General features: G+C 67.6%; 21 protein-coding genes and 2 riboswitches. Of the genes, 15 read left to right on the top strand and 6 right to left on the bottom strand.

Going from position 1 to position 24,919, the window contains the following annotated elements:
- Positions 1-49: 49 nt before the first annotated feature.
- From G4D77_RS28650 to G4D77_RS28640, 3 genes are all read right to left on the bottom strand, one after another.
- Positions 50-406, bottom strand: coding sequence for a VOC family protein (locus G4D77_RS28650; RefSeq protein WP_046985412.1), 357 nt, complete (start codon positions 404-406; stop codon positions 50-52).
- Positions 407-491: 85 nt separating this feature from the next.
- Positions 492-1,259 carry a helix-turn-helix domain-containing protein gene (locus G4D77_RS28645; protein WP_154834099.1) on the bottom strand — a complete coding sequence of 256 codons (768 nt, stop codon included), beginning with the start codon at positions 1,257-1,259 and terminating at the stop codon, positions 492-494.
- Between the two features lie 5 nt (positions 1,260-1,264).
- Positions 1,265-1,720 carry an Lrp/AsnC family transcriptional regulator gene (locus tag G4D77_RS28640; protein WP_016446324.1) on the bottom strand — a complete coding sequence of 152 codons (456 nt, stop codon included), beginning with the start codon at positions 1,718-1,720 and terminating at the stop codon, positions 1,265-1,267.
- Between the two features lie 458 nt (positions 1,721-2,178).
- Here G4D77_RS28640 and G4D77_RS28635 point away from each other — a divergent pair, with 458 nt between their 5' ends.
- A complete protein-coding gene (locus G4D77_RS28635) occupies positions 2,179-3,825 on the top strand; it encodes a sensor histidine kinase (protein WP_047216911.1) in 1,647 nt (548 codons plus the stop codon).
- 51 nt (positions 3,826-3,876) lie between these two features.
- Here G4D77_RS28635 and G4D77_RS28630 read toward each other — a convergent pair whose 3' ends face one another.
- Positions 3,877-4,368: a DMT family transporter gene (locus tag G4D77_RS28630; protein ID WP_046985421.1), complete on the bottom strand. Its 492-nt coding sequence runs from the start codon at positions 4,366-4,368 to the stop codon at positions 3,877-3,879.
- A gap of 98 nt (positions 4,369-4,466) precedes the next feature.
- On the opposite strand from G4D77_RS28630, the gene G4D77_RS28625 reads away from it, so the two are divergent.
- Entirely contained in the window at positions 4,467-5,396 is a 930-nt protein-coding gene (locus G4D77_RS28625) for a LysR family transcriptional regulator (protein WP_154834097.1), read from the top strand.
- A gap of 15 nt (positions 5,397-5,411) precedes the next feature.
- Here the strand turns inward: G4D77_RS28625 and G4D77_RS28620 are convergent, their stop codons facing one another.
- Positions 5,412-7,016, bottom strand: coding sequence for a fatty acid--CoA ligase (locus G4D77_RS28620; protein ID WP_154836355.1), 1,605 nt, complete (start codon positions 7,014-7,016; stop codon positions 5,412-5,414).
- A 169-nt stretch (positions 7,017-7,185) separates the two neighbouring features.
- Positions 7,186-7,297: riboswitch (glycine riboswitch) on the top strand.
- Between the two features lie 15 nt (positions 7,298-7,312).
- Positions 7,313-7,431, top strand: a riboswitch (glycine riboswitch).
- A 58-nt stretch (positions 7,432-7,489) separates the two neighbouring features.
- Here G4D77_RS28620 and gcvT point away from each other — a divergent pair.
- From gcvT to G4D77_RS28570, 10 genes are all read left to right on the top strand, one after another.
- Complete coding sequence (gcvT, locus tag G4D77_RS28615) at positions 7,490-8,623, top strand: glycine cleavage system aminomethyltransferase GcvT (RefSeq protein WP_462805102.1); 1,134 nt, start codon at positions 7,490-7,492, stop codon at positions 8,621-8,623.
- A 133-nt stretch (positions 8,624-8,756) separates the two neighbouring features.
- On the top strand, positions 8,757-9,131 hold the full coding sequence (gene gcvH / locus G4D77_RS28610) for a glycine cleavage system protein GcvH (protein WP_012206130.1): 375 nt from the start codon (positions 8,757-8,759) through the stop codon (positions 9,129-9,131).
- A 71-nt stretch (positions 9,132-9,202) separates the two neighbouring features.
- Entirely contained in the window at positions 9,203-12,094 is a 2,892-nt protein-coding gene (gcvP, locus tag G4D77_RS28605; RefSeq protein ID WP_046985417.1) for an aminomethyl-transferring glycine dehydrogenase, read from the top strand.
- A 155-nt stretch (positions 12,095-12,249) separates the two neighbouring features.
- Positions 12,250-14,478: a PAS domain-containing hybrid sensor histidine kinase/response regulator gene (locus G4D77_RS28600; RefSeq protein ID WP_017404836.1), complete on the top strand. Its 2,229-nt coding sequence runs from the start codon at positions 12,250-12,252 to the stop codon at positions 14,476-14,478.
- On the top strand, positions 14,475-15,176 hold the full coding sequence (locus tag G4D77_RS28595) for an RluA family pseudouridine synthase (protein WP_154834092.1): 702 nt from the start codon (positions 14,475-14,477) through the stop codon (positions 15,174-15,176). Before G4D77_RS28600 ends, G4D77_RS28595 begins: the two co-directional genes overlap by 4 nt.
- A gap of 340 nt (positions 15,177-15,516) precedes the next feature.
- Positions 15,517-16,638: a branched-chain amino acid ABC transporter substrate-binding protein gene (locus G4D77_RS28590; RefSeq protein ID WP_016446333.1), complete on the top strand. Its 1,122-nt coding sequence runs from the start codon at positions 15,517-15,519 to the stop codon at positions 16,636-16,638.
- Between the two features lie 100 nt (positions 16,639-16,738).
- A complete protein-coding gene (gene livH, locus G4D77_RS28585; protein WP_016446334.1) occupies positions 16,739-17,665 on the top strand; it encodes a high-affinity branched-chain amino acid ABC transporter permease LivH in 927 nt (308 codons plus the stop codon).
- Entirely contained in the window at positions 17,665-18,903 is a 1,239-nt protein-coding gene (locus tag G4D77_RS28580; RefSeq protein ID WP_016451503.1) for a high-affinity branched-chain amino acid ABC transporter permease LivM, read from the top strand. The genes livH and G4D77_RS28580 overlap by 1 nt, the downstream gene beginning before the upstream one ends.
- A gap of 52 nt (positions 18,904-18,955) precedes the next feature.
- Positions 18,956-19,723, top strand: coding sequence for a high-affinity branched-chain amino acid ABC transporter ATP-binding protein LivG (livG, locus tag G4D77_RS28575; protein ID WP_016446336.1), 768 nt, complete (start codon positions 18,956-18,958; stop codon positions 19,721-19,723).
- Between the two features lie 8 nt (positions 19,724-19,731).
- A complete protein-coding gene (locus G4D77_RS28570; RefSeq protein ID WP_026062223.1) occupies positions 19,732-20,433 on the top strand; it encodes an ABC transporter ATP-binding protein in 702 nt (233 codons plus the stop codon).
- A gap of 99 nt (positions 20,434-20,532) precedes the next feature.
- Here the strand turns inward: G4D77_RS28570 and G4D77_RS28565 are convergent, their stop codons facing one another.
- Positions 20,533-21,681, bottom strand: coding sequence for a hypothetical protein (locus G4D77_RS28565; RefSeq protein ID WP_016446338.1), 1,149 nt, complete (start codon positions 21,679-21,681; stop codon positions 20,533-20,535).
- A 172-nt stretch (positions 21,682-21,853) separates the two neighbouring features.
- Between G4D77_RS28565 and pdxK the strand changes: the two genes are divergently transcribed.
- The 3 genes from pdxK (at position 21,854) to G4D77_RS28550 (ending at position 24,820) form a co-directional block, all read left to right on the top strand.
- Entirely contained in the window at positions 21,854-22,774 is a 921-nt protein-coding gene (pdxK, locus tag G4D77_RS28560) for a pyridoxine/pyridoxal/pyridoxamine kinase (RefSeq protein ID WP_154834091.1), read from the top strand.
- A complete protein-coding gene (locus G4D77_RS28555) occupies positions 22,771-23,547 on the top strand; it encodes an SDR family NAD(P)-dependent oxidoreductase (protein WP_046240202.1) in 777 nt (258 codons plus the stop codon). The genes pdxK and G4D77_RS28555 overlap by 4 nt, the downstream gene beginning before the upstream one ends.
- Positions 23,548-23,839: 292 nt before the next feature.
- On the top strand, positions 23,840-24,820 hold the full coding sequence (locus G4D77_RS28550; protein WP_154834090.1) for a hypothetical protein: 981 nt from the start codon (positions 23,840-23,842) through the stop codon (positions 24,818-24,820).
- The last annotated feature ends 99 nt before the right edge of the window (positions 24,821-24,919 follow it).

The raw sequence follows: 24,919 nt of genomic DNA, 5'->3' as shown, positions 1-24,919 counted from the left end.
CCCCGCCCGGTCCCCATGAAAACAGCCCGCAGATGCGGGCTGTCGTCTTTCAGGCATCGGCCGACCACACGGCCAGCTCGTAGCCATCCGGATCGGTGAAGTGGAACCTGCGCCCCCCCGGGAACGCGAACACCGCGCGGCTGATCACGGCACCGGCCGCTTCCACGCGGCGCTGCGCCTCGGCCAGATCGTCGGCGTAGAGGATGACCAGCGGGCCGCCGGGCCGCACCTCCTCGCCCGTGGTGAAGCCGCCCGTCAGCCGGCCGTCGCTGAACTCGGTGTAGCTCGGCCCGTAGTCGGTGAAGGTCCAGCCGAAGGCCGCGCCGTAGAACGCCTTGCTGCGTGCGATGTCGGCCACGTTGAATTCGATGTTGTCGATCTGGTGGTTGTTGCCCCTGATGCCCATGTGATGCTCCATTGAATGTCGGTAGGCCGCCATCATCGGCCACGCAGGGGCATGGCATCTTGAACAAAACGGCCAGCCGGGCCGCTCAATCCAGCAGTTGCTGCAGGGCAGCGCGGGGCGTGATGCCGCACAGCGCCCTCACCTCGCGCGACAGATGCGCCTGGTCCGCATAGCCGGCCTCCGCCGCCAGGGCCGCAAGACCTGCCTGCCGGTCAGACCGTGCCAGGGCCAGCAGGCGCTGAAAGCGCAGCACGCGCTCCAGCGTCTTGGGGCCGTAGCCAAACTGCGCGTGGCACAGGCGGCGCAGGCTGCGCTCGGACATGTCCAGCTGCGCGCGCATCGCGGCCAGCACACCGGATTCGTCCCGCCCGGCTGCAGCCGCCACATTGAACAGCTCCATGGCCTGCCGGTCGAGCTCCGGGGCGTCGCGGCCCATTTGCACCAGTCCATGGATGAACACGGCCTGCCCTGCACCCGGCTGTGCATCGTTGATGCGATGCACCCACTCCCGCACGCACGGCCCCAGCAGATCGCCCAGTTCCACCGCCTGCCCCACGATCTCGTCCATGGGCAGGCCCAGCCAGGCGCTGGCCGCACCGGGGCCGAAGCGCGCCCCCCATACCTCGGACCCCGGCACGAGCGCGGGCCGCGCAGCCACCCTGTCAGGCCCCACGGCCAGCAGCCGCCCGCCTTTGCAGACGATGTCCACGCAGCCATCGGGCACCACGAGAAAACCGCCGGCATAGTCCGGGGCCACGGTGCTGCTCCACAGGCACTGGAAGTGCGGCTGCAAGGCGGGCGGCGGGGAGTGTTCGCGGTAGGGAGCGGGCGGCGGCGCCTGGCCAGAGGGCATGGACTTCAGACCCCCAGCGGCAGGTCCGCCTTCTTCAGCGTGCGCAGCACAAAGCTGGACTGGCTGTGGCGAATGCCCTTGATCTTGTAGAGCTTCTCGCGCAGCAGGCGCTCGTAGTCGCGCGTGTCCTTGACGACGACGCGCAGCAGGTAGTCGTACTCGCCCGAGACCAGGTGCGCCTCCACCACCTCGGGAATGGTCGCCAGCATCTCGCCGAATTTCTCCAGCGTGTTGTCCGAATGGCTGTCCAGCGTGACCTGCACCAGCACCGTATCGCCCAGGCCCAGCGCCAGCGGGTTCAGGCGCACGGTATAGCCCTCGATCACCCCCGCCTCTTCCAGCTTCTTGATGCGTGCCCAGCAGGGCGAGGCACTCAGGCCCACGGCGGCGCCGATTTCCTGCAGGCTGGCGCGCGCGTTGGCCTGCAGGGCGGAAAGAATCTTTCTGTCGAGGGTATCCATGTCCGGCAATCTACTGCAAAACAGGCAGGCACAGAATAATTTTCTGTAGCAACGCCTGTTTTGAAGAAATAAAGCAGCATTTTCTGAGGCCAAACGCGCACACTTGTCTGCATGGGAGCACGCTTACCGGCGCAGCAAAACCATTCACCCAGCCCCGCCGACTACCGCCAGCGCCCGGATGCGTGATCCCCTCAGGAACCCGTTACAGGCCGCCCCGCTTATCCGCAGTGGGGCGGCCTGTTGCATTGGGGCACCCGGCAGGCATCCGCAGACACCCGGCAGCGCTTTCCCGCAACGGCGGCCGGTGCACAATGCCTCCCGCAAACGTGCACGCCCATGCACTGACCCTGACGTCGGGCATGCATGGGCGCTCGCCACATCAACCAATCGGCCCCTTGATCCACACCCAAGACAATCCCACCGAAGGCCGCCGGAGGCACTGGCCAACGGATTCTGCAATGCGATGGCTGGCGCAAGCCCTGGCAGCCGCAGCGCTTCTGGCACTGCTCACCCGCTGGCTGCCCAACCCCCAGGCAGCCCAGGGCATCGCGGTCTTTCCCGGCAGGAGCATGGCGCCGGCCGCCATGCTGCTTTACGCGTACATGGGCTCGGCCCTGGCCATCACGCTGATGAGCCTGATCCTGTGGTGCTGGCTCAGGGAAAGGCTCTACATTCTTTGCGCCGCGCTCCTGGCAGCCGGTTTTGCCTACGCTGCTTTCCGTTACCGGCCCGAAGGCCTGTGGCTGCCCGGCGCCGACCAGCCCCAGCATGCGCTGTCCATCGCCTACTGCAGCTTCTGTGTGGTGGCGACGGTGTTTTTCAGCCAATTGTTCGAGTTCCGCCGCCATTGGATCTGGGCTGCGCACCTCTTCAGCGTGGTGGCCTGGCTGAATGCCATCGCACTGGGCCTGGCACTGTTGGGTGGCTATGCGCAGATCTCGCGTGCCGTGGTGTTCACGGCCCTGGTGTCCACATCGTTCGGCGCCGTCTTCGTGCTGTACCTGCTGGTGGTCCGAAGGCAGTGGCAATACCTGCCGGGCGCGCTGGCGTTTGCCGTGCCATCCGCCCTGGGCATCCTGAACCTGCTGAGAACCCAGGGCCTGCTGCCCGATGTCGCGCTGCCATCGGCCCAGATGCTGTGGTTTGCCGGGCGTGTTTCCGAGGCCATCCTGCTGGGAATGGCGGTGACCAACCGCACGCGGGTGGCGGAGCGCGCCCTGCGCAGTGAGCGGATGCAGGCCCTGTCACGCGCCCAGGCGGCCGAGCGCGAGCTGGAGTCCAAGGTGCTGCAGCGCACCGCACAGCTGCAAACGGCCCAGCAGGCCCTGCAGACGGCCTTGCACAGCGAGCGGGAGATGCGGCTGGAACAGCGCCAGTTCTTCAACATGATCAACCACGAGTTCCGCACCCCACTCACGATCGTGGACGGCGCCGCGACCGAACTGCAGACGTTCCCGACGACGGACGCGGACTCGCTCATCGAGCAGGCGTCCCAGATACGCAGGGCCTCGCGCCGGCTGATGACCCTGGTGGACACCTGCCTGATCAACGACCGGCTGGACGCGGGCGCGTTCCGGCTGCAACTGGAGCAGACGCCATTGGATGAACTCCTGGAGGAGTCTGCAGAGCTCGTCGGCTGGTCCCGGCGGCATCGCCTGAAACTGGATCTGGAACAAGGCCCGCAGCAATGGCAATGCGACCCTGTCCTGGTGCGCATCGCCATCTCCAACCTTGTCGGCAACGCCATCAAATATGCCAAGGCGGGCGACATCACCCTGGCCGCCCGCTGCGATGCGTCCGGTGACCTGCTGATTTCCGTCAGCGACCAGGGACCGGGCCTTGCACCCGAAGCGGCAAGACAGGTTTTCGAGCCCTATGAACGCGCAAGCGCCACCCGGCACGTCAACGGGCATGGCCTGGGCCTGTCCGTGGTCAGGCGCATCGCCAGGCTGCACGCAGGCGACGCGTTCTTCCAGCCGGCTGCCGGAGGCGGGGCCTGCTTTGTCATCCGGCTGGGCCGGTTCCTGCCCGGCACGGCAGATGCCTGCCAGGAATGTCCGCCAGCGGCAAGGCCGGCCGCCGTGCCGCCGGGCATGCCCGCCTGACGCGGGCAAGGCCGGGGCCTTTGCCCCTGAAGCAGTGCGTGCTCGCGGCGCTCATGGGGCCGCCGCTGCACGGGCCGTCCCGCCCTGCACCACCAGCAGCACTCCACCCAGGATCAAGGCCACGCCGGCCAGGCGCGTCGCATTGACCGGCCGCGCGCCCAGGCCCATCAGGCCGAAGTGGTCCACCAGCACCGAGACCACGATCTGCCCCGCCACCACGCAAACCAGGAAGCCGCCTGCGCCCAGCCTGGGTGTCACGGCGGCCGCGCTGGCCACATAGATGGCCCCCAGCACACCGCCTATCCATAGCCACCATGGCCCCGCTGCCGCCTGGGCCATGGCCGGAGCGGGCGCGCGCAGCACCCACAGTGCAGGCACCACGACCATGACGCTCACGGCCAGCGAGACCAGCGCGCCCCACAGCGGGTGGCCCAGCAGGCGGCCCACCAGGGCATTGCTGGCGGCCTGGAATGGCAGGATGGCCCCCGCCAGCAGCGCCAGGGCCACGGGAGCAAGGGCGGTGAATGTGCTTTTACCTGTCATGCGGCAAGATCTTTCTTCTTCTGTCAATCGATGCCTGCATGCTCTCGCATCCAGCACGTTGATGGAAATCGTTTGTGTGCACAGTCTATATTCATGGCATGGATGAACTGCGCCGGATCGACCTCAACCTGCTGCTGGCCCTGCATGCCCTGCTGGCCGAAAAACATGTGACGCGCGCGGCCCTGCGGCTGCACAAGAGCCAGCCGGCCATGAGCCATTCGCTGGCGCAGTTGCGCGAGCACCTGGGCGACCCGTTGCTGGTGCGGCGCGGCGGCCGCATGGCGCTGACGGCACGCGCACAAGGCTTGGTGCAACCGCTGGCGGATGCGCTGGGCAGCCTCAACGGCTTGCTGGCACAGGCGGAGTTCGACCCGGCCCACGCACGCGGACGGCTGCGGCTGGCGCTGTCGGACTACGCATCACGCATCGTGCTGCCGCCGCTGATGCGGCATCTGCGCCAGCACGCACCCGGGCTGGACCTGGCCATCAGCCAGTCCACGCGCGAGGTGATGCTGGCCCAGCTGGCCGATGGCGAACTGGACCTGGCCCTGGGCCCCTTCCCCGACGCACCCGACCTGCCCGACGGCATCGAGGTGCAGGATCTGTTCCAGGAACAGTTCGTGAGCGTGGCCGACCAGGCCGTGCTGCCGGCACGCGGCGGGCTGTCACTGCAGGACTGGCTGCAGCGCCCGCACGTCATGCTGGCCATGCGGCCCGACGCCAGCGAGGAGATCGAACGGGCGCTGGCCGCCCAAGGCCTGAGCCGCCGCGTGGTGCTGGCCCTGCCCCACTGGAGCGCGGCGCTGGAGGTGCTGGCAGGCACCGACCTCGTGCTGACCGTGGGCAGCCGCGCCATCGGTGACCTGCGCCGCCACAAAACGCTGCGCCGTTTCGCTCCGCCGCTGGAGCTGCCCCGGTTTGCCTACCAGCAGGCCTGGCATGTGCGCAAGCAGGGGGATGCCATGCATCGGTGGCTGCGCAACTCGATGGCGCAGTGCTGCACTGCGCAGGGGCAAACACAGAAGTAAGCGCAGGCCGCAGCCTCAGGCTGCCACCACCACCCTCAGCAACTGCTTCTGTATCTTCCCGCTGGCCGTCTTGGGCAGGGCCTCGCGGAAGTGGTAGCGGCGCGGGCGCTTGTAGGCAGCCAGGCGGTCGCCGTGGACCAGGAAGGCGTCCAGCGCCTCGGCCGTGGGTGTGGCGCCCGGCTTGGCAACCACGTGGGCGGCGACGATCTGGCCCCAGCGCTCGTCGGCCTCGCCGATGACGGCGACCTCGAGCACGTCGGCGTGTTCGACCAGCGCGTCTTCCACCTCACGCGGATAGACGTTCTCGGCACCCGAATTGATCATGTAGTCGATGCGGTCGCGGATCCAGAGATAGCCGTCGTCGTCGATGTGGCCCAGGTCGCCCGTGTGGTACCAGCCGTGCGCCAGGGCGCGGGTGTTGGCGTCGGGGCGGTTGAGGTAGCCGGCCATCATGCAGGGGCCGCGCACGAGGATTTCGCCCACCTCGCCGGGCAGGCAGGCCTCGGCCGGGTCGGTGGGGGCGTTGTCTTCGCGCAAGCGGGCCACGATGAGGTCATGGCCCATGGAGGGCAGCCCGGCCGAGCCCGCGTGCGAGAGTTGCTCGCGCGGCAGCAGGACGGACATGCAGGGCCCCATCTCGGTGGTGCCGTAGACCTGGACCAGGTCGCTTCCGACCTTGCGCGTCCATTCGCGGATCAGGTGCGGCGCCATGGAGGCGCCGCCGTACTCCACCAGCCTCAGCGCGGGCGCCTGCTCAGGCGAGGCGATGGGTTCGGCCAGCAGCATGGTGATCATGGTGGGCGCCGCGAAGAAGAAGCTCACGCGCTCTTCGCGGATCAGGCGCCAGGCCTCGGCCACGTCGAAGCGGCGCAGCAGCACCTGGGTGGCGCCGGCCTGCAGGCGCGGCAGAAAGCTGGTGTGCAGCTCGGCCGTGTGGTTGAGCGGCGCCATGGCCAGGCCCACGTCGTCGCGCGTGAACTGCATGGTCTGGTGCATGAGGGCGTTGTGCGCCAGCTTGCTGCGGTGCGTATGCAGCACGCCCTTGGGCCGGCCCGTGGTGCCGCTGGTGTACATGAGGATGCAGGGGTCGCTCTCGCGCACATGGGCCTGGGGCGGCGCGCTGCTGCGGCCCCTGGCCAGGGCGGACAGGCGCTGCGTGGCCCAGACCGGCAGCGGGTCGGCCGGGGCATCGTCGGCAAAGATCCAGTGCTCGATGCCTGCGCCAGTGCCGCCGCCTTCGGCCTTGAGCAGGGCCTGGGCGCGTGCGGCCACCTCGCCGCCCTCGTGCTCGAAGACCAGGGCGCGCGCTGCGCCGTCCTTGAGGATGAAGGCCAGCTCCTGCGCCGCCAGCCGGTAGTTGATGGGGTTGAAGATGGCGCCCAGGCGCGCGGCCGCCAGCATGGTGAAGACAAAGGCCGGCGTGTTGTAGAGAAAGGCCGCGACCACGTCGCCATGGCCTATGCCCAGCTCGGCCAGGCCGTGGGCGTGGCGGTTGACTTCGGCATCGAGCTGGGCGTAGGTCCAGGCGCGGCGCTCGCCGCCCTCCCATGCGACCAGGGCTTCCTTGTTCGGCAGGTAACGTGCCGGCCAGGCCAATGTGTCTCCCAGCGTCTGCTGCATGTGCGCTTCTTCCTTCTCGCTCACGAGATTTCATATATCGATGCACCTCAATGTAGGAGATTTTTTAGACAGTTATGCAATTTGCAAATGCATCCATGCAGGCAAGCGCATGGAGTTGCAGTCGGCCCGCGGAAATCCCGAAGCCGCGCGGACGCTGGCCGCAGCTAGAATGCGCCGGTCAGGAGAGAGTGCCCGCCCGGCCGCAACGGTCGCAGGCAGCGGCACCGCCGAAGGCGCAGGGTTCGCCCCGAACGCTCAGGCAAAAGGACTGGCACCGCCTGCCGCCACGGCCGCAGGCGTTCCTAGCTGGAGAGAGATGCAGGGCACGGCGGTGTGCCCCATCCACCGAAGGAGCAAGCCCCACGCATGGAAGGTGCGGGTGAATCTCTCAGGTAAAGCGGACAGCAGGGCAGCACATCCCGGAGGACCGGGATGGCGTTATGCCTTGTTCCTTGCCTGAAAGAGAGCCCTCCTTGTCCGCTGCCTCCACCACCGATCTGCTCAGGACCCCGCTGTTCGACCTGCACCAGGAACTGGGCGCGCGCATGGTGCCGTTTGCCGGCTACTCCATGCCCGTGCAATACCCGCAGGGGCTGATGGCCGAGCACCTGCACACCCGCGAGGCGGCAGGCCTGTTCGATGTCTCGCACATGGGCCAGATCAGCCTGCGCGGCCCGGATGCCGGCGCGGCGCTGGAATCGCTGCTGCCCATGGACGTGCTGGGCCTGGGCGAACACCGCCAGCGCTACGGCCTGCTGCTCAACGACGCGGGCGGCATTCTGGACGACCTGATGTTCGTGCGCCGCGAGGACGACCTGTTCCTGATCGTCAACGGCGCCTGCAAGCACGAAGACCTGGCGCACATCCAGGCCCGCATCGGCCAGCGCTGTGAAATCGAGCCCCAGTTCGACCGGGGCCTGCTGGCGCTGCAGGGCCCGCAGGCCGCAGCCGCCATGGAGCGCCTGCTGCCCGACACGGCCGGCCTGGTGTTCATGACAGGCGGCCACTTCGACTGGGAAGGCGCCGAGCTGTACATCACGCGCAGCGGCTACACCGGCGAGGACGGCTTCGAGATCTCCCTGCCCCCCAGCCACGCCGAGGCCTTTGCCCGTGCCCTGCTGGCCCAGCCCGAAGTCAGGCCCGTGGGCCTGGGCGCGCGCAATTCGCTGCGCCTGGAAGCCGGCCTGTGCCTGTACGGCAACGATCTGGACACGACCACCACCCCGGCCGAGGCCGCCCTGAACTGGGCCGTGCAGAAGGTCCGCCGCATCGGGGGCGAGCGCGAAGGCGGCTTTCCCGGCGCAGCCACCGTGCTGGCCCAGCTGCAGTCGCCCGAGCTGCTCACGCGCAAGCGCGTGGGCCTGGTGGCCCTGGAGCGCGTGCCCGTGCGCGAAGGCACGGAACTGCTGGATGCCAGCGGCCGCAAGGTCGGCCAGGTCACCAGCGGCCTGCTGTCGCCCACGCTGAACCAGCCCGTGGCCCTGGCGTACGTGGAGCCGGGCAGCGCCGCCGTCGGCACCACGCTGCAGGCCATGGTGCGCGGCAAGGCCGTGCCCATGCAGGTGCAGGCCACGCCCTTCGTGGCGCCCCGCTATCACCGCGGTTGAGGACAGCCTGCGCGCTTGGCGTGGATGGAGTTCGGCGGATTCGTTTTTCCTGCCATCGCATGCCGCTACAGTGCGCACTGACCTTTCTCAAACCGCCTTTCACAGGTTTTTTCAGTTTCTATCGGAGCAAGCCATGAGCATCCAGTATTCCAAGGACCACGAGTGGATCAACGCCGCCAACCCTGACGCGGCCATCGTCGGCATCACCCTCCACGCGCAGGACGCGCTGGGCGACGTGGTGTTCGTCGACCTGCCCGCCGTGGGCACCAGCTTCAACCAGGGCGATGTGGCCGGCGTGGTCGAGTCCGTCAAGGCCGCCGCCGATGTCTACATGCCCGTCAGCGGCGAGATCGTCGAAGTCAACGAGGCCCTGCGCGACGACCCCTCCCTGGCCAACAGCGACCCGCTGGGCGAAGGCTGGTTCTTCAAGGTCAAGCTCAGCGACGCAGGCCAGCTGGCCGCGCTGCTTGACGAAGCCGCCTACACGGCCTTTGCCCAGAGCAACTGACGCCACTTTCCGGCCAGGACGGGCGCCAGGGCCCGCCCTGGCGCTTTTCAGCTTTTGAGACAGGTCCCTCCATGCTGATGTCCTCCACCCAGCCCCTTGCCGCCCTCGAGAACGCCACCGAATTCGTGGCCCGCCATATCGGCATCGCGCCCGAAGACGAGGCCCACATGCTCAGCGCCATCGGCGCGGCATCGCGCGATGCGCTGATCGACGCCATCGTCCCGCCCTCCATCCGGCGCCACCAGCCCATGGCGCTGCCGCCAGCGGCCACCGAGGCCCAGGCGCTGGCCGAACTCAAGGCGCTGGCAGGCCGCAACCAGCTGCTCAAAAGCTTCATCGGCCAGGGCTACTACGGCACGCACACGCCCGGCGTCATCCTGCGCAACATTCTGGAGAACCCCGCCTGGTACACGGCCTACACGCCCTACCAGGCCGAGATCTCGCAAGGCCGCATGGAGGCCCTGGTCAACTTCCAGACCATGGTCTGCGACCTGACGGCCATGCCGATTGCCAACGCCTCCATGCTGGACGAGGCCACGGCGGCCGCCGAGGCCATGACGCTGGCCAAGCGCTCCGTCAAAAGCAAGAGCAACCGTTTCGTGGTGGCCGGCGATGCCCACCCCCAGACCATCGAGGTGATACAGACGCGCGCCGCGCCGCTGGGCATCGAGGTGCTGCTGGCCAACTCGCTGGAGGAATGGAACCAGCTGATGGAGGGCGACTACTTCGCCGTGCTGGCCCAGTACCCTGCCACCAGCGGCCGCATCGACGATCTGCGCGCCGACGTGGACAAGGCCCATGGCAAGCAGGCCGCCTTCATCGTGGCCACCGACCTGCTGGCGCTGACCCTGATCACGCCGCCCGGCGAATGGGGTGCCGACATCGTGGTGGGCACCACCCAGCGCTTTGGCATGCCCATGGGCGCCGGCGGCCCGCACGCCGCCTTCATGGCCTGCCGCGACGAGTTCAAGCGCTCCCTGCCCGGCCGCCTGGTCGGTGTGAGCGTGGACGTGCACGGCAAGCCCGCCTACCGCCTGGCACTGCAGACGCGCGAGCAGCACATCCGCCGCGAAAAGGCCACCTCCAACATTTGCACGGCCCAGGTGCTGCCCGCCGTGGTGGCCAGCATGTACGCCGTCTACCACGGCCCCGAGGGCCTGGAGCGCATCGCCCGCCGCGTGGCCTCGTACACGGCCATCCTGGCGCGCGGCCTGGCCGAGCTGGGCGCGCCGCTGCGCGAGGCGCCCAGCTTCGACACGCTGAGCCTGCACACGGGCGCGGCCACCCAGGCCATCGTGGAGCGTGCCGTGTCCCTGGGCGCCAACCTGCGCGTGTATTTCAAGGAATACCTGTGCATCTCGCTGGACGAGACCACCACGCGCGCCGATGTCGAACTGCTGTGGAAGATCTTCGCCCGGGACGGCCAGGCCCTGCCCAGCTTCACCGCCTTCGAAAAGGGCGTGGAGCCGCTGATTCCCGACGGACTGCGCCGCAGCAGCGCCTTCCTCACACACCCGGTGTTCAACACCCACCGCTCCGAGACCGCCATGCTGCGCTACATCCGCCAGCTGTCGGACAAGGACCTGGCGCTGGACCGCAGCATGATCCCGCTGGGCTCCTGCACCATGAAGCTCAACGCCACCAGCGAGATGATTCCCATCACCTGGCCCGAGTTCGCCCAGGTGCACCCCTTTGCCCCGGCCGACCAGCAGCAGGGCTATGCGGAACTGGACAAGCAGCTGCGCGACTGGCTGTGCCAGGCCACGGGCTACGCCGGCATCAGCCTGCAGCCCAATGCCGGCAGCCAGGGCGAGTACGCGGGCCTGCTGGCCATCAAGGGCTGGCATGCGAGCCGGGGCCAGTCGCACCGCAACGTCTGCCTGATTCCCAGCAGCGCCCACGGCACCAACCCCGCCAGCGCGCAGATGGTGGGCATGCAGGTGGTGGTCACCGCCTGCGACGCCAACGGCAACGTCGACATGGCGGACCTGGCGGCCAAGTGCGAGCAGCACAGTGCCAACCTGGCCTGCATCATGATCACCTACCCCAGCACGCACGGCGTGTTCGAGACCCAGGTCAAGGAGCTGTGCAAGCTGGTGCATGACCACGGCGGCCGCGTCTACGTGGACGGCGCCAACATGAACGCCCTGGTGGGCCTGGCCGCGCCGGGCAGCTTCGGCGGCGATGTCAGCCACCTGAACCTGCACAAGACCTTCTGCATCCCGCACGGCGGCGGCGGCCCGGGCGTGGGCCCGGTCTGCGTGGTCGAGGACCTCGTCCCCTTCCTGCCCGGCCATGCCACCACGGGCCTTGCGGGCGGCACGGGCGCGATCAGTGCCGCGCCGCTGGGCAATGCGGCCGTGCTGCCCATCAGCTGGATGTACATCCGCATGATGGGCGCCCAGGGCCTGACCCTGGCCACCGAGACCGCCATCCTCAGCGCCAACTACATCAGCGCCCGGCTGCGCGACCACTACCCCACGCTGTACGCGGGCGAGCACGGCCATGTGGCGCACGAGTGCATCCTGGACCTGCGCCAGTTCAAGGAAAGCACGGGCGTCATGGCCGAGGACGTGGCCAAGCGCCTGATCGACTACGGCTTCCATGCGCCCACGCTGTCCTTCCCCGTGCCCAACACGCTGATGGTGGAGCCCACCGAAAGCGAAAGCCTGTACGAGCTGGACCGCTTCGTGGACGCCATGATCGCCATCCGCGAGGAAATCCGCGCCATCGAGCAGGGCCGCCTGCCCCAGGACGACAACCCGCTCAAGAACGCGCCGCACACGGCCGAGACCCTGCTGGCTTCGGAATGGACCCACCCGTACAGCCGCGAGGCCGCCGCCTACCCCGTGGCTGCCCTGCGCCAGTCCAAGTACTGGTGCCCCGTGGGCCGGGTGGACAACGTCTACGGCGACCGCAACCTCTACTGCAGCTGCATCCCGGTCGACGCTTACCTGAGCTGAAGCACCTGCCACCCAAAGGGGCGCTTGTGGCGCCCCGCCCGGCGCGCGTACACTGCGGCCCTGCCCGCGCCGGGCCCCGGTCCATCTGCCGGGCGCCAGGCGCGGGCGACCAGGATTTGTGCGGCAGATGCCGCTTTCCCCAGCGCCAGCACGCGATGAGCAGCCAAGACCCTTCCGACCAGCCTCGCGACGACGAGCACCTGCCCCTGCATGCCTTGCTGGCGCCCGGCGCCGACCTGCCCCCCGTCGAACGTTTCCCCTCCTTCCAGCCCGAAGACGATCCGCTGCAGGCCCTGGTCGCCGAGCTGCGCAACTACCAGCGCGAGCTGGAGATCCAGAACCGCGTGCTGGACTACAGCCAGGCCGTGGCCGAAAGCGCCTCCGAGCGCTTCGAAGCCCTGTTTGCCAGCATTCCCCTGCCCCTGCTGGTGGTGGACGAGCACGACATGGTGGTGCAGGCCAACGCCATGGCGCACAGCGCCTTCCAGCCCACCGAGCATGACCGGCTGCTGGTCAATTTCGCGCCCTTCGTGCACCCTGACGACGCCGAGCGCGTGCGCGAGACCTTCGTTGCGGCACGCGAGCTGGGCCGCACCGAGGCCCACGAGGTCTGCTTCGACATCACCGAGCAGCACCAGCTGCGCGCCGACCTGCATGTGGCCTGCATCGCCATTCCGCAGCAAAGCGGCCCGCCCATTGCGCAGTACCTGTGCGCCGTGGTCGACCAGGGTCCGCTGCTGGCCGAGCGCCTGGCGCTGCAGCAGCGCAACCACCAGCTATTCCTGAGCGAGCGGCGGCTCGAATCGGTCATCAACTCGGCCCTGGACGCCATCATCTGCCTGGACCACGAGCAGCGCATCACCGTCTTCAATCCCACGGCTGCCGCCCTGTTTCTGTGTCCGCCGCACGACGCGCTGGGCAGTCCGCTGGAGCGTTTCCTGCCCGATGCGGCCCAGGCCCTGTCCTTTGCGCCACTGACCACGCAGGCCGTGCTGGGCGAGATGACGGCACGCACGGCCAGCGGCCGCGAAATCCCGGTCGAGGTCAGCGTCTCCTTCGAGCACCACAGCGGCGGCGAGACCACCACCGTGTTCGCGCGCGACCTCACCAGCCGCAAGAAGGCCGAGGCCCAGCGCAACGAGCTGGAAGACCAGCTGCGCGAATCGCACAAGATGCAGGCCCTGGGCACCATGGCCGGCGGCATTGCCCACGACTTCAACAACATCGTGGGCGCCATCCTGGGCAATGTGGAGCTGGCCAAGGCCGACTGCGGCGGCAATGCCGCAGCCATCGAAAGCCTGCAGGAGATCGAAAAGGCCGGCCGCCGCGCGCGCGATCTGGTGCGCCAGATCCTGACGTTCAGCCGCAATGAACCGCCGCAGCGCAAGCCCGTGCAGGCGCGCGAGGTCATGGGCGACACGGCGCGGCTGCTGCGCGTGACCCTGCCGCCCGCCGTGGAGCTGCAGGTGCACGTGCCGCCGCAGATGCCGCCCATGCTGGCCGACGCCATGCAGGTGGAGCAGGCCCTGTTCAACCTGTGCACCAATGCCATGCACGCCCTGGGCGAGCGGCGCGGCCTGATCCAGATGGATGCCGACCTGGTGCGCCCGGACCAGCGCCTGTGCGAACGCCTGGGCCTGCCGCCCGTCAGCTACGTGGCGCTGTCGGTGCAGGACAACGGCCCCGGCATGGACGCACGCACGCTGCAGCGCATCTTCGAGCCCTTCTTCACCACCAAGCCCGTGGGCCAGGGAACGGGCCTGGGCCTGCCCGTGGTGCACGGTGTCATGCGCAACCACGGCGGCGCCGTGGACGTGTACAGCATCCCCGGCCAGGGCAGCCGCTTCACGCTGTACTTTCCTCCGGCCGACCCCCTGACGCCGGCCGACTCTGCACCGGCCGAGCCCCTCGCCGCCCAGGCGCTGCCCAGCGCACCCGAGCCCCTGGCGGCCGCGGAAACCCCGACCGGCCCGCAGTTCGCCCTGCTGCCCGACCCGCAGGCCGCGCAGCAGCATGTGATGTACGTGGACGATGACCAGGCCCTGGTCTTTCTGGTGCAGCGCCTGCTGCGCCGGCGCGGCTACCAGGTCAGCGGCTTCACCGATCCGCACGAGGCCATCGAGGCGCTGCGCGCCGCGCCCCAGGACTGCGACCTGCTGGTCACCGACTACAACATGCCCGGCTACAGCGGCATCGACCTGGTGCATGAGGCCCTGTCCATCCAGCCGCAGTTGCCCATCGCGCTGGCCTCGGGCTACATCACCACCGAGATCGAGCAGGCCGCATTGGCTGCAGGCGCCAGGGCCCTGGTCCACAAGCCCAACGACGTGGAAGAGCTGTGCGCCACGGTGCACAGGCTGCTGAATGAGCGGGGAACGGCTTGACCCCTGAGCAACGCGATGGCGGCGCCAGTGCAGGTGGCGGCGCAGGCGTCATCTGCCTGCACGAAGATGCCGAACTGCTGGTGCTGGACAAGCCCAGCGGCCTGCTGTGCGTGCCCGGGCGCGGCCCAGACAAGCAGGACTGCCTGAGCGCCCGCGCCCTGCAGCGCTGGCCCGATGCGCTGGTCGTGCACCGGCTGGACCAGGCCACCTCGGGCCTGGTGATCATGGCGCGCAGCCTGGCCAGCCAGCGCCTGCTGAGCGAGGCCTTTGCGCAGCGCCGCGTGCACAAGCGCTATGTGGCCGTGGTGGCAGGCAGCCCCACCGCGCGGCAAGCCGGCGCATGGCAGAGCATCGACCTGCCGATTGCAGCCGACTGGGAGCGGCGCCCGCTGCGCATCATCGATGCCGTGCAGGGCAAGCCCAGCCAGACCCTGTGGCGCGCCCTGCCAGGCGCGCAAGCCGCCGAAGTCCGGGACGCAATCACCACGCGGGTGCAGCTGCAGCCCGTGACGGGCCGCACCCACCAGCTGCGCGTGCACATGGCCGCGCTGGGCCATCCCATCCTGGGCGATGCGCTCTATGCCGATGCCGCCGTGCAGGCGCTGTCGCCGCGCCTGCTGCTGCATGCGCAGCTGCTGGAGCTGGCGCATCCCCTGTCTGGCGAGACGCTGCGTTTCGAATCCGCCGCGCCGTTCTGATCCATCGCAGGAACACGCAAATCATCGCCACAGCGTACGTTGCTGCAATGCAACATTCAGCGTACGTGTTTCCCCTTCTTGCAGTTGGTCATATTGACTTCACGAAGCACCGTCAGGGTGCAGCGTCGGCATCAGCCGTTTTCTTCGGCCAAAACAGCCCCCGCCCGACGGCGCAGGCCGCGATGGGAGCCTTAGCGAAAAGCCTGTTGCCGCGCCAGCCCCGGGATACCCTGTTGCCATTGGTAACCAGGCGATTAACCTGTGCTTCTTTGCGCGGCTAGCCCCTACAGGAGCCACCGCGTTTTTCAGAACGCTTTACCCAAAGTTGAAGGAAGTACTCATGAGCATTCCGTTCCGCATGCACACCGTCGTCGCCGCCCTGGGTTTGGCTGGCGCCGCCCTGTTCTCCACAGCGCATGCGCAAATCAAGATCGCCATGGTGGTTCCCACCACCGGCCCGCTGACGCAGTACGGCGACATGGTCAAGGAAGGCGTGAACACCGCCGTGGAAATGGCCAATGCGGCCGGCGGCGTCAACGGCAAGAAGATCGAGCTGGTGTCCGTCGATGACGCCTGCGAACCCAAGCAGGGTCCCGTGGCCGCCAACCGCGTGGTCAACGCCAAGATCGGCTACGTGATCGGCCCCGTCTGCTCGGGCGCATCGATTGCCGCAGCCCCGATCTACAACAACGAAGGCGTGGTCGTGGTGACCCCCTCGGCGACGTCCCCCGCCCTGACCGACGGCAAGAACTACCACTTCATCTTCCGCACCATCGGCCGCGATGACCAGCAGGGCCCGGCCGCCGCCAAGTTCATCCTGGAAAAGGCCAAGCCCAAGAAGGTTGCCGTGCTGCACGACAAGCAGTCGTATGGCCAGGGCATTGCATCCTCCGTGCGCGACGACCTGAAGAAGGCCGGCGTGGAAGTGGCCCTGTTCGAAGGCATCAACGCCGGCGACAGCGACTACTCCGCCGTCATCACCAAGCTCAAGAGCGCCGGCGTGGACTTCATCTACTACGGTGGCTACCACCCCGAAATGGGCCTGCTGCTGCGCCAGGCTTCCGAGCAGGGCCTGAAGGTCCGCATGATGGGCCCCGAAGGCGTCGGCAACCCCGAAGTCAACGCCATCGCCGGCAACGCCGTCGAAGGCATGCTGGTGACCCTGCCCGCAGACTTCTCGGCCAACCCCAAGAACGCCGCCGTGGTCAAGGCCTTCAAGGACAAGAAGCGCAATCCTTCGGGCGCCTTCCAGCTGACCGCATTTGCCGCCACGCAAGTGCTGCTGGACAGCATCAAGGCCGTGGGCGACAGCCCCGCCAAGGTGGCTGACCACCTGCACAAGTCCAACTTCGAGACCGTTCTGGGCTCGGTGGGCTGGAACAAGCAGGGCGACCTGAAGTCCTTCGACTTCCAGGTGTTCGAATGGCACAAGGACGGCAGCAAGTCGGTCGCTGCCAAGTAATCCCCCTCCGTCTGACTGACCGGGGCACGCATTCGGCGTGTCCCGGTCGTCTGCATCCTGGCCTTTTAGGCCTTTTCCTGTTTTGGGGCGGCATTACACCATGTCAGAACTCTTACCTCAGCTGATACAGCAGCTGTTCAACGGACTGTCCCTGGGCGCCATCTATGCCCTGATCGCCATCGGCTACACGATGGTCTACGGCATCATCGGGATGATCAACTTCGCCCACGGCGACATCTACATGATCGGGGCCTACATCGGCCTGGTCACGCTGTCGGCCATAGGCACGCAAAGCGGCCTGCCGGTGTGGGCCATCATCGGCCTGATGCTGGTGGTCTCGGTCTTCGTCACCGGCGTCTATGGCCTGGTGGTGGAGCAGGTGGCCTACAAGCCGCTGCGCCGCAGTCCCCGCCTGGTGGCCCTGATCTCGGCCATCGGCATGTCCATCTTCCTGCAGAACTGGGTGGCCCTGGGCCAGGGTGCGCGCGACATGGCCGTGCCCTCGCTGCTGCCGGGCGCGCTGCGCTTCGGTGCCGAAGGCGGCTTCGAGATCTATGTGCCCTACTCGCGCATCCTGATCATCGTGGTGGCCATCGTGCTCATGGTGCTGCTGACGCTGTACATCCGCCACTCGCGCATGGGCCGCGCCTCGCGCGCCTGCGCCCAGGACATGCACATGGCCAGCCTGCTGGGCATCGACACCAACCGCGTGATCTCGTTCACCTTCGTGCTGGGCGCCATGCTGGCGGCCGTGGGCGGGGTGCTGATCGCGCTGGCCGTGGGCAAGCTCAACCCGTTCATCGGCTTTCTGGCCGGCATAAAGGCCTTCACGGCCGCGGTGCTGGGCGGCATCGGCTCCATCCCCGGCGCCATGCTGGGCGGCGTGCTGCTGGGCGTGGCCGAGACCTTTGCGGCAGCCTACATCTCGTCCGAGTACAAGGACATCGTGGCCTTCGGCCTGCTGGTGCTGATCCTGCTGTTCCGCCCCACGGGCCTGCTGGGCAAACCTGAAGTGGAGAAGGTCTGATGAAAACCAAACCCACTTTGAACCTGCGCGACGCCCTGATCGCCACGGTAATGACGGCCGTGGTCGTCACGCCCATCTTCGGCCTGCACCTGGAACGCGCCGGCACCCGCACCATCATCAACCCCGACTGGACGGTGGTGGCCTGGGCCTGCGCCCTGGTCTTCCTGGTGCAGCTGCTGCGCCCGCTGATCGCGGCGAAGATGCCCAAGGTCTCGCTGCCCTCGCTGCCGCAGGCGCGCCCCAGCCACCGCAATGGCCTGATGCTGGCGGCCCTGCTGATCGCCGTGTCCTGGCCCTTCTTTGCGGGCCGCAACGCGGTGGACATCGCCACGCTGGCCATGATCTACGTGATGCTGGGCCTGGGCCTGAACATCGTCGTGGGCTTTGCCGGCCTGCTGGACCTGGGCTTCGTGGGCTTCTACGCCGTGGGCGCCTACACCTATGCGCTGCTCTTCCACTGGGCCGGCTGGTCCTTCTGGGAAGCGCTGCCGCTGGCCGGTGCCGCTGCCGCGATGTTCGGCTTCGTGCTGGGCTTTCCGGTGCTGCGGCTGCGCGGTGACTACCTGGCCATCGTGACCCTGGGCTTTGGCGAGATCATCCGCCTGCTGCTGGTCAACCTGACCAGCATCACGGGCGGGCCGGACGGCATCTCCAGCATCCCCAAGCCCACGGTGCTGGGCCTGGAGATGACGCGCACCCCCTCCACCGAGGGCGGCACGACGTTCCACCAGTTCCTGGGGCTGGAGTTCAGCTCGCTGCACATGGTGATCTTCCTGTACCTGATGGCGCTGCTGCTGGCCGTGGTCACGCTGTGGATCTCCAACCGCCTGGTGCGCATGCCCATAGGCCGCGCCTGGGAGGCACTGCGCGAGGACGAGATCGCCTGCCGCTCGCTGGGCCTGAACCCCATGAAGATCAAGCTGTCGGCCTTCACGCTGGGCGCCATGTTCGCCGGCTTCGGCGGCGCCTTCTTCGCGGCGCGCCAAGGCATCGTCAACCCCGAGTCCTTCACCTTCATCGAGTCGGCGCTGATCCTGTCCATCGTGGTGCTGGGCGGCATGGGCTCGCAGCTGGGCGTGATCATCGCGGCCATCTTGCTGACGGTGCTGCCCGAGCTGGCACGAGAGTTCTCCGAGTACCGCATGCTGATCTTCGGCCTGGTGATGGTGCTGATGATGGTCTGGCGCCCGCAGGGCCTGCTGCCCATGCGCCGTCGCCATGTGGAGGTGCGCTCATGAGGCATGCCGACACCATGATTTTTGGGACAACAGATAGCAGCAAGGGCCGGCAATGAGCGAGTATTTGCTAGAAGTCAAAGACCTGTGCATGCGCTTCGGCGGCCTGCTGGCCGTGGACCACGTGGGCTTCAACGTGCGTCCGCAGGAAGTGTTTGCCATCATCGGCCCCAACGGCGCCGGCAAGACCACGGTGTTCAACTGCATCAGCGGTTTCTACCAGCCCAGCAGCGGCTCCATCGCGCTGGACGGCAGCGCCATCGAGGGGCGCAGCAGCCACCACGTGGCCAACCACGGCGTGGTGCGCACCTTCCAGAACGTGCGCCTGTTCAAGTCCATGACGGTGCTGGAAAACCTGCTGGTGGCACAGCACCGCCGCTCGGGCGTCAACCTGCTGTCGGGCCTGTTCAACACGGCGGGCTACCGCCGCAGCGAAGAGGAAAAGATCGAGAGCGCCCTGCACTGGCTGGACGTGATGGGCCTGCGCGAGTTCGTCAACCGCGAGGCCGGCAACCTGGCCTACGGCCACCAGCGCCGCCTGGAGATCGCGCGCTGCATGATCACCAAGCCGCGCGTGCTCATGCTTGACGAACCCGCCGCCGGCCTGAACCCGCAGGAGAAAAAGGACCTGCAGGGCCTGATCGACCAGCTGCGCCGCCAGTACGGCATTGCCGTGCTGCTGATCGAGCACGACATGGGCCTGGTCATGGGCGTGTCCGAGCGCATCCTGGTCATGGAGTACGGCAAACCCATCGCCATGGGCCTGCCGGATGCCATTCGCAACGATGAACGGGTCATCAAGGCCTATCTGGGAGAAGCCTGATGCCTGCCATGCTGCAACTGGAGAACATCTCCACCCACTACGGCGCCATCTGCGCGGTCGACAGCGTCAGCCTGCACGTCAACCAGGGCGAGATCGTCTCGCTGATCGGCTCCAACGGCGCCGGCAAGACCTCGCTGCTGATGACGGTGTGCGGCAACCCGCGCGCCAGCTCGGGCCGCATCTCGTTCGAGGGCGAGGACATCACCCAGCTTCCTTCGCACCACATCATGCGCAAGGGCATTGCGGTCTCGCCAGAAGGGCGGCGCATCTTCTCGGACCTCACGGTCACCGACAACCTGAAGATGGGCGGATTCTTCCTGGACAAGCCGCAGATCGAGGCCGGCATCGAACATGTGTTCGGCCTCTTCCCGCGCCTGCGTGAGCGCGCCCACCAGCGCGCCGGCACCATGTCGGGCGGCGAGCAGCAGATGCTGGCCATCGGCCGCGCGCTGATGAGCAAGCCCCGCCTGCTGCTGCTGGACGAACCCACGCTGGGCCTGGCGCCGCTGATCATTGCGCAGATCTTCGAGATCATCCAGACCATCCGCGCCGCTGGCGTCACGGTCTTCCTGGTCGAGCAGAACGCCAACCGCGCCCTGCAGATCGCCGACCGCGGCTATGTGCTGGAGACCGGCAAGGTGGTGCTGGAGGACACCGGCGCCAACCTGCTGACCAACGACGCCGTGCGCCGCGCCTACCTGGGCGCCTGAGCGCCTGCGCGCCCGGCAAAACGCCGGCAATACTGCACGCCGGCACTGAACGGAGGCCCGCCATTCGGCGGGCCTTTTCATTTCAGAGCCCGCGAGACCTCATACCAGGCCGCGCTGCTTGAGCAACGCCCAATGCGCATCCGGCAGACGGGCCTTCATGGCCTTCAAGGGATCGACCTCGCCCGTGTTGTCGGCAAAGGCCACCACGAAATCATCGGTCACGGGCAGGCCCGCCTGCCTGACCATGCTCTCCAGCAAGGGCAGCATGTGCCTGAGCACCCGCATGGCCGAGGCATTGCTTTGCTTCATCTCCATCAACTGGCCATGCAGCAGGCAGGCTTCGCCTAGCGCCTCGTCGGAGAACCAGTGCTCATCGGCCTCGCCCATGCCGCGTATCTCGTCCGGCGCCCACAGGTAATACGGAATCTCTTCACCACGCTCCAGCACCGCGCGCCGATAGGATTCGCGCCCCCAGACCAGAAAAGGCGGCCAGGCTGCAGTCAGGTCCTCATGCGTGTAGCAAAGCAAAAGACCGTAGAGCGGTTCGCCGCGTGGGATCTGCTGCAAGGCCGTGGCCAGTGACTGCTCCAGCAGCTGCTGCACACGCGCCTCGACGGTCTTCAGCGTCTCGCCCCTGGGCAGGCGCAGGTAGAGCAGCCTGTCGGCACCCGGCTCGGGCTGGCCCTGGGTGTCCAGGTATTGAAGGTGGATGCGATCCAGAACGCCGTCCGCGCCATGCACGAACACATGCCGCGTGAGCCAGGGCTTCTCACGGGTTTCCCAGTTCCGGGTCACGCTGCACTGCAGTTGCCGGCCGTCGTACTCATAACGGCTGTCCATGCCACGGTAGCCAAGGTGCATGTGATGGGCGACCAGCCGCCCCTCCTCGTAGCGGCTTTGGCTGACGGAATCGATGCTGCCGCCTCCATGCCACGACACGGTTGTGCGCTGGCCGGGCGTGTACAGGCATACCTGCTCGCGCGCGTTGGACCGGCATTCGATGACGATACGTCCCTGGGCATCAAAGCCGTGGTGCACATGCTTTTGCGGGTCTGCCCGCCCATCGCTGAGCCAGCGTGCGGCAGGGCCGCCGAACAGCTCACGGGCATAGGGTTCGTCAAAGCTCATGGAGTCGGACGCCCAGCGCCAGCTTGCGACCTGGCTGCGGATCTCGGCCCTCAATCGCTCCGAGGCCTCGGCACCGCTGAATTTCGAATACAGGGCCTGGATTTCTGAAGGGGAATTCATGTTCAAGCGAGATGCATGCGCGCGGAAAAAACCATTCTTGCATGGCGCTCCAATCCCGCTGCCGCGATTCTGGAAGTGGTCTGGCCGTGCTCCCTGGATTGTGCTGCCGGCCCTCGCATGGCAGCGCTATAAATGCAGCTTCGCCCAAGAATTACCACCCGCAAGGCCGCTCATGAACGCCCCCGCCCCCCATGACATGCTGCAACCCCTGGCCATCGACGTGGTGTCCGTGCAGTCCCAGGTCGTCTACGGCCGCGTTGGCAACAACGTGGCCATGCCCACGCTGCAGGCCCTGGGACTGGCGGCGGCGGCCGTGCCCACGGTGGTGTTCAGCAATACGCCGCACTATCCCAGCATCCACGGCGGAGCAATTGCCGCCGAGTGGTTTGCGGGCTATCTGCAGGACCTGGGCGCGCGCGGCGCGCTCGGGCAACTGCAGGCCGTTCTGGCCGGCTACCTGGGCGGGCCGGACCAGGCCGGGCTGCTGGCGGACTGGGTGGCGGGCCTGCTGCAGCAGCGCCCCGGCCTGCGCGTGGTGGTGGACCCGGTGATCGGCGACCACGACAGCGGCATCTATGTGGACCCCGCCATGGTCGAGGCCTACCAGCGCCACCTGCTGCCCCTGGCCGACGGGCTGACACCCAACCATTTCGAGCTGGAACGGCTGACCGCGCGCCCTGTGCACGGCATGGACGATGTGGTCCAGGCCGCGCGCAGCCTGCTGACCGGCCGCACGCAGTGGGTGGCCGTGACCAGCGCGGCGCCCGAGCTGGGCGGCGAGCATGCACTGCGCATGCGCGTGGCGCTGGTCACGCGCGAGGACGTGCATGTGATCACCCACGCGCGCGTGGATGCGGTGCCCAAGGGAACGGGCGACTTGTTCAGCGCCGCGCTCACCGGCCACTGGCTGCAGGGCGCCAGCCTGCGCGAGGCGGCCGAGCGAGCCTGCGAACGCATCGTGCAGGCGCTGGAGCGCACGCGGCAGGCGCGCAGCGCCGAGCTGCTGCTGCCCTCGGACCCCGTCGCCGCCCGGGCAATGACCGCGCAGGCAGCACCGGCAGCACGGGCACAAGCGATACCATCGCCCGCATGAACAATGCATCGCCTCTCCTTTCCCTGACGATTCTCACGGGCGCTTCGCGCGGCATGGGCCTGGCCATGGCCCGGCAACTGCTCGATGCCGGCCATGAGCTGGTCACGCTGTCGCGCTCCACCAGCGAAGACCTGAACCGGGCCGCCGCCACGGCAGGCGCCCCGCTGCAGCAGTGGAGCGTGGACCTGGGCGAGCCCGAGGCAGCGGCCCGCAGGCTGGGCGAATGGCTCGCCGGGCTGGACGCCACGCGCTACGCCAGCGTCACCCTGATCAACAACGCGGGCGTGATTCCGCAGATCGCGCCGCTGTCGCAGCTGCGGCCCGCCGACATCGCCCAGGCCATGCGCGTGGGACTGGAGGCGCCCATGCTGCTGACGGCCGCCTTCCTGGCCGCCACCGAAGGCTGGACGGCCGTGCCGCGCAAGGTGCTCAACATCTCTTCCGGCCTGGGGCGGCGCGCCATTGCCTCGCAGGCCTCCTACTGCGCGGCCAAGGCCGGCATGGACCATTTCAGCCGCAGCGTGGCGCTGGACGAGGCGCTCAAGCCCCACGGCGCGCGCATCTGCTCGCTGGCGCCCGGCGTCATCGACACCGACATGCAGGTGCAGCTGCGCAGCGCCGATGCCGCAGCCTTTCCCGACGCAGGCAACTTCGCCCAGCTCAAGGAGGGCGGCAAGCTGTCCACGCCCGAGCAGGCCGCCACCCTGGTGCTGGGCTGGCTGCAGCGCGCGGATTTTGGCGAGCAGGTCGTGGCCGACGTGCGCCAGCCCTGAACGTACGGGTCTGGCAGGCCCGATGCAGCAATGAAAATCCCGGCAGCAGACAGAAACATATCGCCGTGCTGCCGGAAACAATCCAGCCATTCGCCCTGGAAAATATTCCGCAAGTTTTACCGATTGCAGGAATCATTTCCCATATCCAGGCCGCGCATTGCCTTGGAAACCGTCATCTGGCAAAGGATGACGTTTTTCGTCTGCGTTTGCCAGTCCCGCTTTTCCAATCCTCCTACAGTGGCATTTATTTCGGCTGGCAAGAATGGGGCACTCAACTCCAGGAAATCCAGCCATGTCCATTGCCTATTCCGATCCCCTGGCAACGCCAGTGCCAGTGGTCCCTGCGGCCAATACATCCGTCAGCGGTGTTTCATGGGCGGCGATATTCGCGGGCGCCATGGCGGCGGCCTCGCTGTCGCTGCTGCTGTTCATTCTGGGCACGGGCCTGGGCCTGTCGTCTGTCTCGGTATGGACCGGCCAGGGCATGGATGCCGGCGCCCTGGGGTGGACGGCCGTGGCCTGGATCGCCTTCACCCAGCTGGCCTCCGCCGGCGTGGGCGGGTACCTGGCCGGGCGGCTGCGCACCCGCTGGCAAGGCGTGCATACGGACGAGGTCTACTTCCGCGACACGGCCCACGGCTTTCTGTCCTGGGCGCTGGCCACGCTGGCCATGGTGGCCCTGATGGGCGCTGCGGCCGGTGGTGCGGTGTCCGGCGCCTTCAAGGCCGCGCAGACCGTGGCCACCAGCGCCTCCAGCGTGGTGGGCGGCGCGATCGGCGCCGCCGGCGGTGCGGCTGCTGGCGGTGCCGCAGCCATGGCCGGTACCTCGGGCGCCGATGCCTCGCCCCAGGGCCTGGCCTACTGGACCGGCAGCCTGTTCCGCAATTCCGCGGCAACCTCCGGCAGCACAACGCCTGCCGACATGGCCAGCGCCACGCGGGAGGCCGGCGTGATCTTTGCCCAGTCGCTGCGCACCGGCCAGCTTTCTGCGGCCGATGAGCAATATCTGGCCCAGCTGATTGCGCGCAATTCCGATATTCCGGTGGAAGAAGCGCAAAAGAAAGTGCGAAGCACCTTTGATTCCGTACAGATGCAGATAAAGCAGGCCGAGCAAAAGGCAGAAGAGGCCAAGCAAAAGGCCAAGCAGGCCGCTGAAGAAACGCGAAAGGCCACCGCCCATTCCATGCTCTGGCTGTTTGTTTCCCTGATGCTGGGCGCTTTTGTGGGCAGCCTGTGCGCCACCTGGGGTGGCCGCCAACGCGATGCCATTTGATTTTGCATCGCAGTCAACACCATCCAACCATTCATTGAACGGAGGCCATTCATGCGATCCATACTGCTTTTTCTTCTGGGCGTGCCCATTCCCATCATC

This window comes from Delftia sp. WY8 (assembly GCF_018437695.1).
Classification (GTDB): Bacteria; Pseudomonadota; Gammaproteobacteria; order Burkholderiales; family Burkholderiaceae_C; genus Comamonas; species Comamonas tsuruhatensis.
This window is presented reverse-complemented; position numbering and strand designations above follow the sequence as displayed.

Excerpts from the sequence above, each read along its gene's own strand:
- G4D77_RS28650 (WP_046985412.1), bottom strand. The coding sequence starts at position 406 with ATGGGCATCAGGGGCAACAACCACCAGATCGACAACATCGAATTCAAC.
- G4D77_RS28645 (WP_154834099.1), bottom strand. The coding sequence starts at position 1,259 with ATGCCCTCTGGCCAGGCGCCGCCGCCCGCTCCCTACCGCGAACACTCC.
- G4D77_RS28640 (WP_016446324.1), bottom strand. The coding sequence starts at position 1,720 with ATGGATACCCTCGACAGAAAGATTCTTTCCGCCCTGCAGGCCAACGCG.
- G4D77_RS28635 (WP_047216911.1), top strand. The coding sequence starts at position 2,179 with ATGCGATGGCTGGCGCAAGCCCTGGCAGCCGCAGCGCTTCTGGCACTG.
- G4D77_RS28630 (WP_046985421.1), bottom strand. The coding sequence starts at position 4,368 with ATGACAGGTAAAAGCACATTCACCGCCCTTGCTCCCGTGGCCCTGGCG.
- G4D77_RS28625 (WP_154834097.1), top strand. The coding sequence starts at position 4,467 with ATGGATGAACTGCGCCGGATCGACCTCAACCTGCTGCTGGCCCTGCAT.
- G4D77_RS28620 (WP_154836355.1), bottom strand. The coding sequence starts at position 7,016 with ATGCAGCAGACGCTGGGAGACACATTGGCCTGGCCGGCACGTTACCTG.
- gcvH (WP_012206130.1), top strand. The coding sequence starts at position 8,757 with ATGAGCATCCAGTATTCCAAGGACCACGAGTGGATCAACGCCGCCAAC.
- gcvP (WP_046985417.1), top strand. The coding sequence starts at position 9,203 with ATGCTGATGTCCTCCACCCAGCCCCTTGCCGCCCTCGAGAACGCCACC.
- G4D77_RS28600 (WP_017404836.1), top strand. The coding sequence starts at position 12,250 with ATGAGCAGCCAAGACCCTTCCGACCAGCCTCGCGACGACGAGCACCTG.
- G4D77_RS28590 (WP_016446333.1), top strand. The coding sequence starts at position 15,517 with ATGAGCATTCCGTTCCGCATGCACACCGTCGTCGCCGCCCTGGGTTTG.
- livH (WP_016446334.1), top strand. The coding sequence starts at position 16,739 with ATGTCAGAACTCTTACCTCAGCTGATACAGCAGCTGTTCAACGGACTG.
- G4D77_RS28580 (WP_016451503.1), top strand. The coding sequence starts at position 17,665 with ATGAAAACCAAACCCACTTTGAACCTGCGCGACGCCCTGATCGCCACG.
- livG (WP_016446336.1), top strand. The coding sequence starts at position 18,956 with ATGAGCGAGTATTTGCTAGAAGTCAAAGACCTGTGCATGCGCTTCGGC.
- G4D77_RS28570 (WP_026062223.1), top strand. The coding sequence starts at position 19,732 with ATGCTGCAACTGGAGAACATCTCCACCCACTACGGCGCCATCTGCGCG.
- G4D77_RS28565 (WP_016446338.1), bottom strand. The coding sequence starts at position 21,681 with ATGAATTCCCCTTCAGAAATCCAGGCCCTGTATTCGAAATTCAGCGGT.
- pdxK (WP_154834091.1), top strand. The coding sequence starts at position 21,854 with ATGAACGCCCCCGCCCCCCATGACATGCTGCAACCCCTGGCCATCGAC.
- G4D77_RS28555 (WP_046240202.1), top strand. The coding sequence starts at position 22,771 with ATGAACAATGCATCGCCTCTCCTTTCCCTGACGATTCTCACGGGCGCT.
- G4D77_RS28550 (WP_154834090.1), top strand. The coding sequence starts at position 23,840 with ATGTCCATTGCCTATTCCGATCCCCTGGCAACGCCAGTGCCAGTGGTC.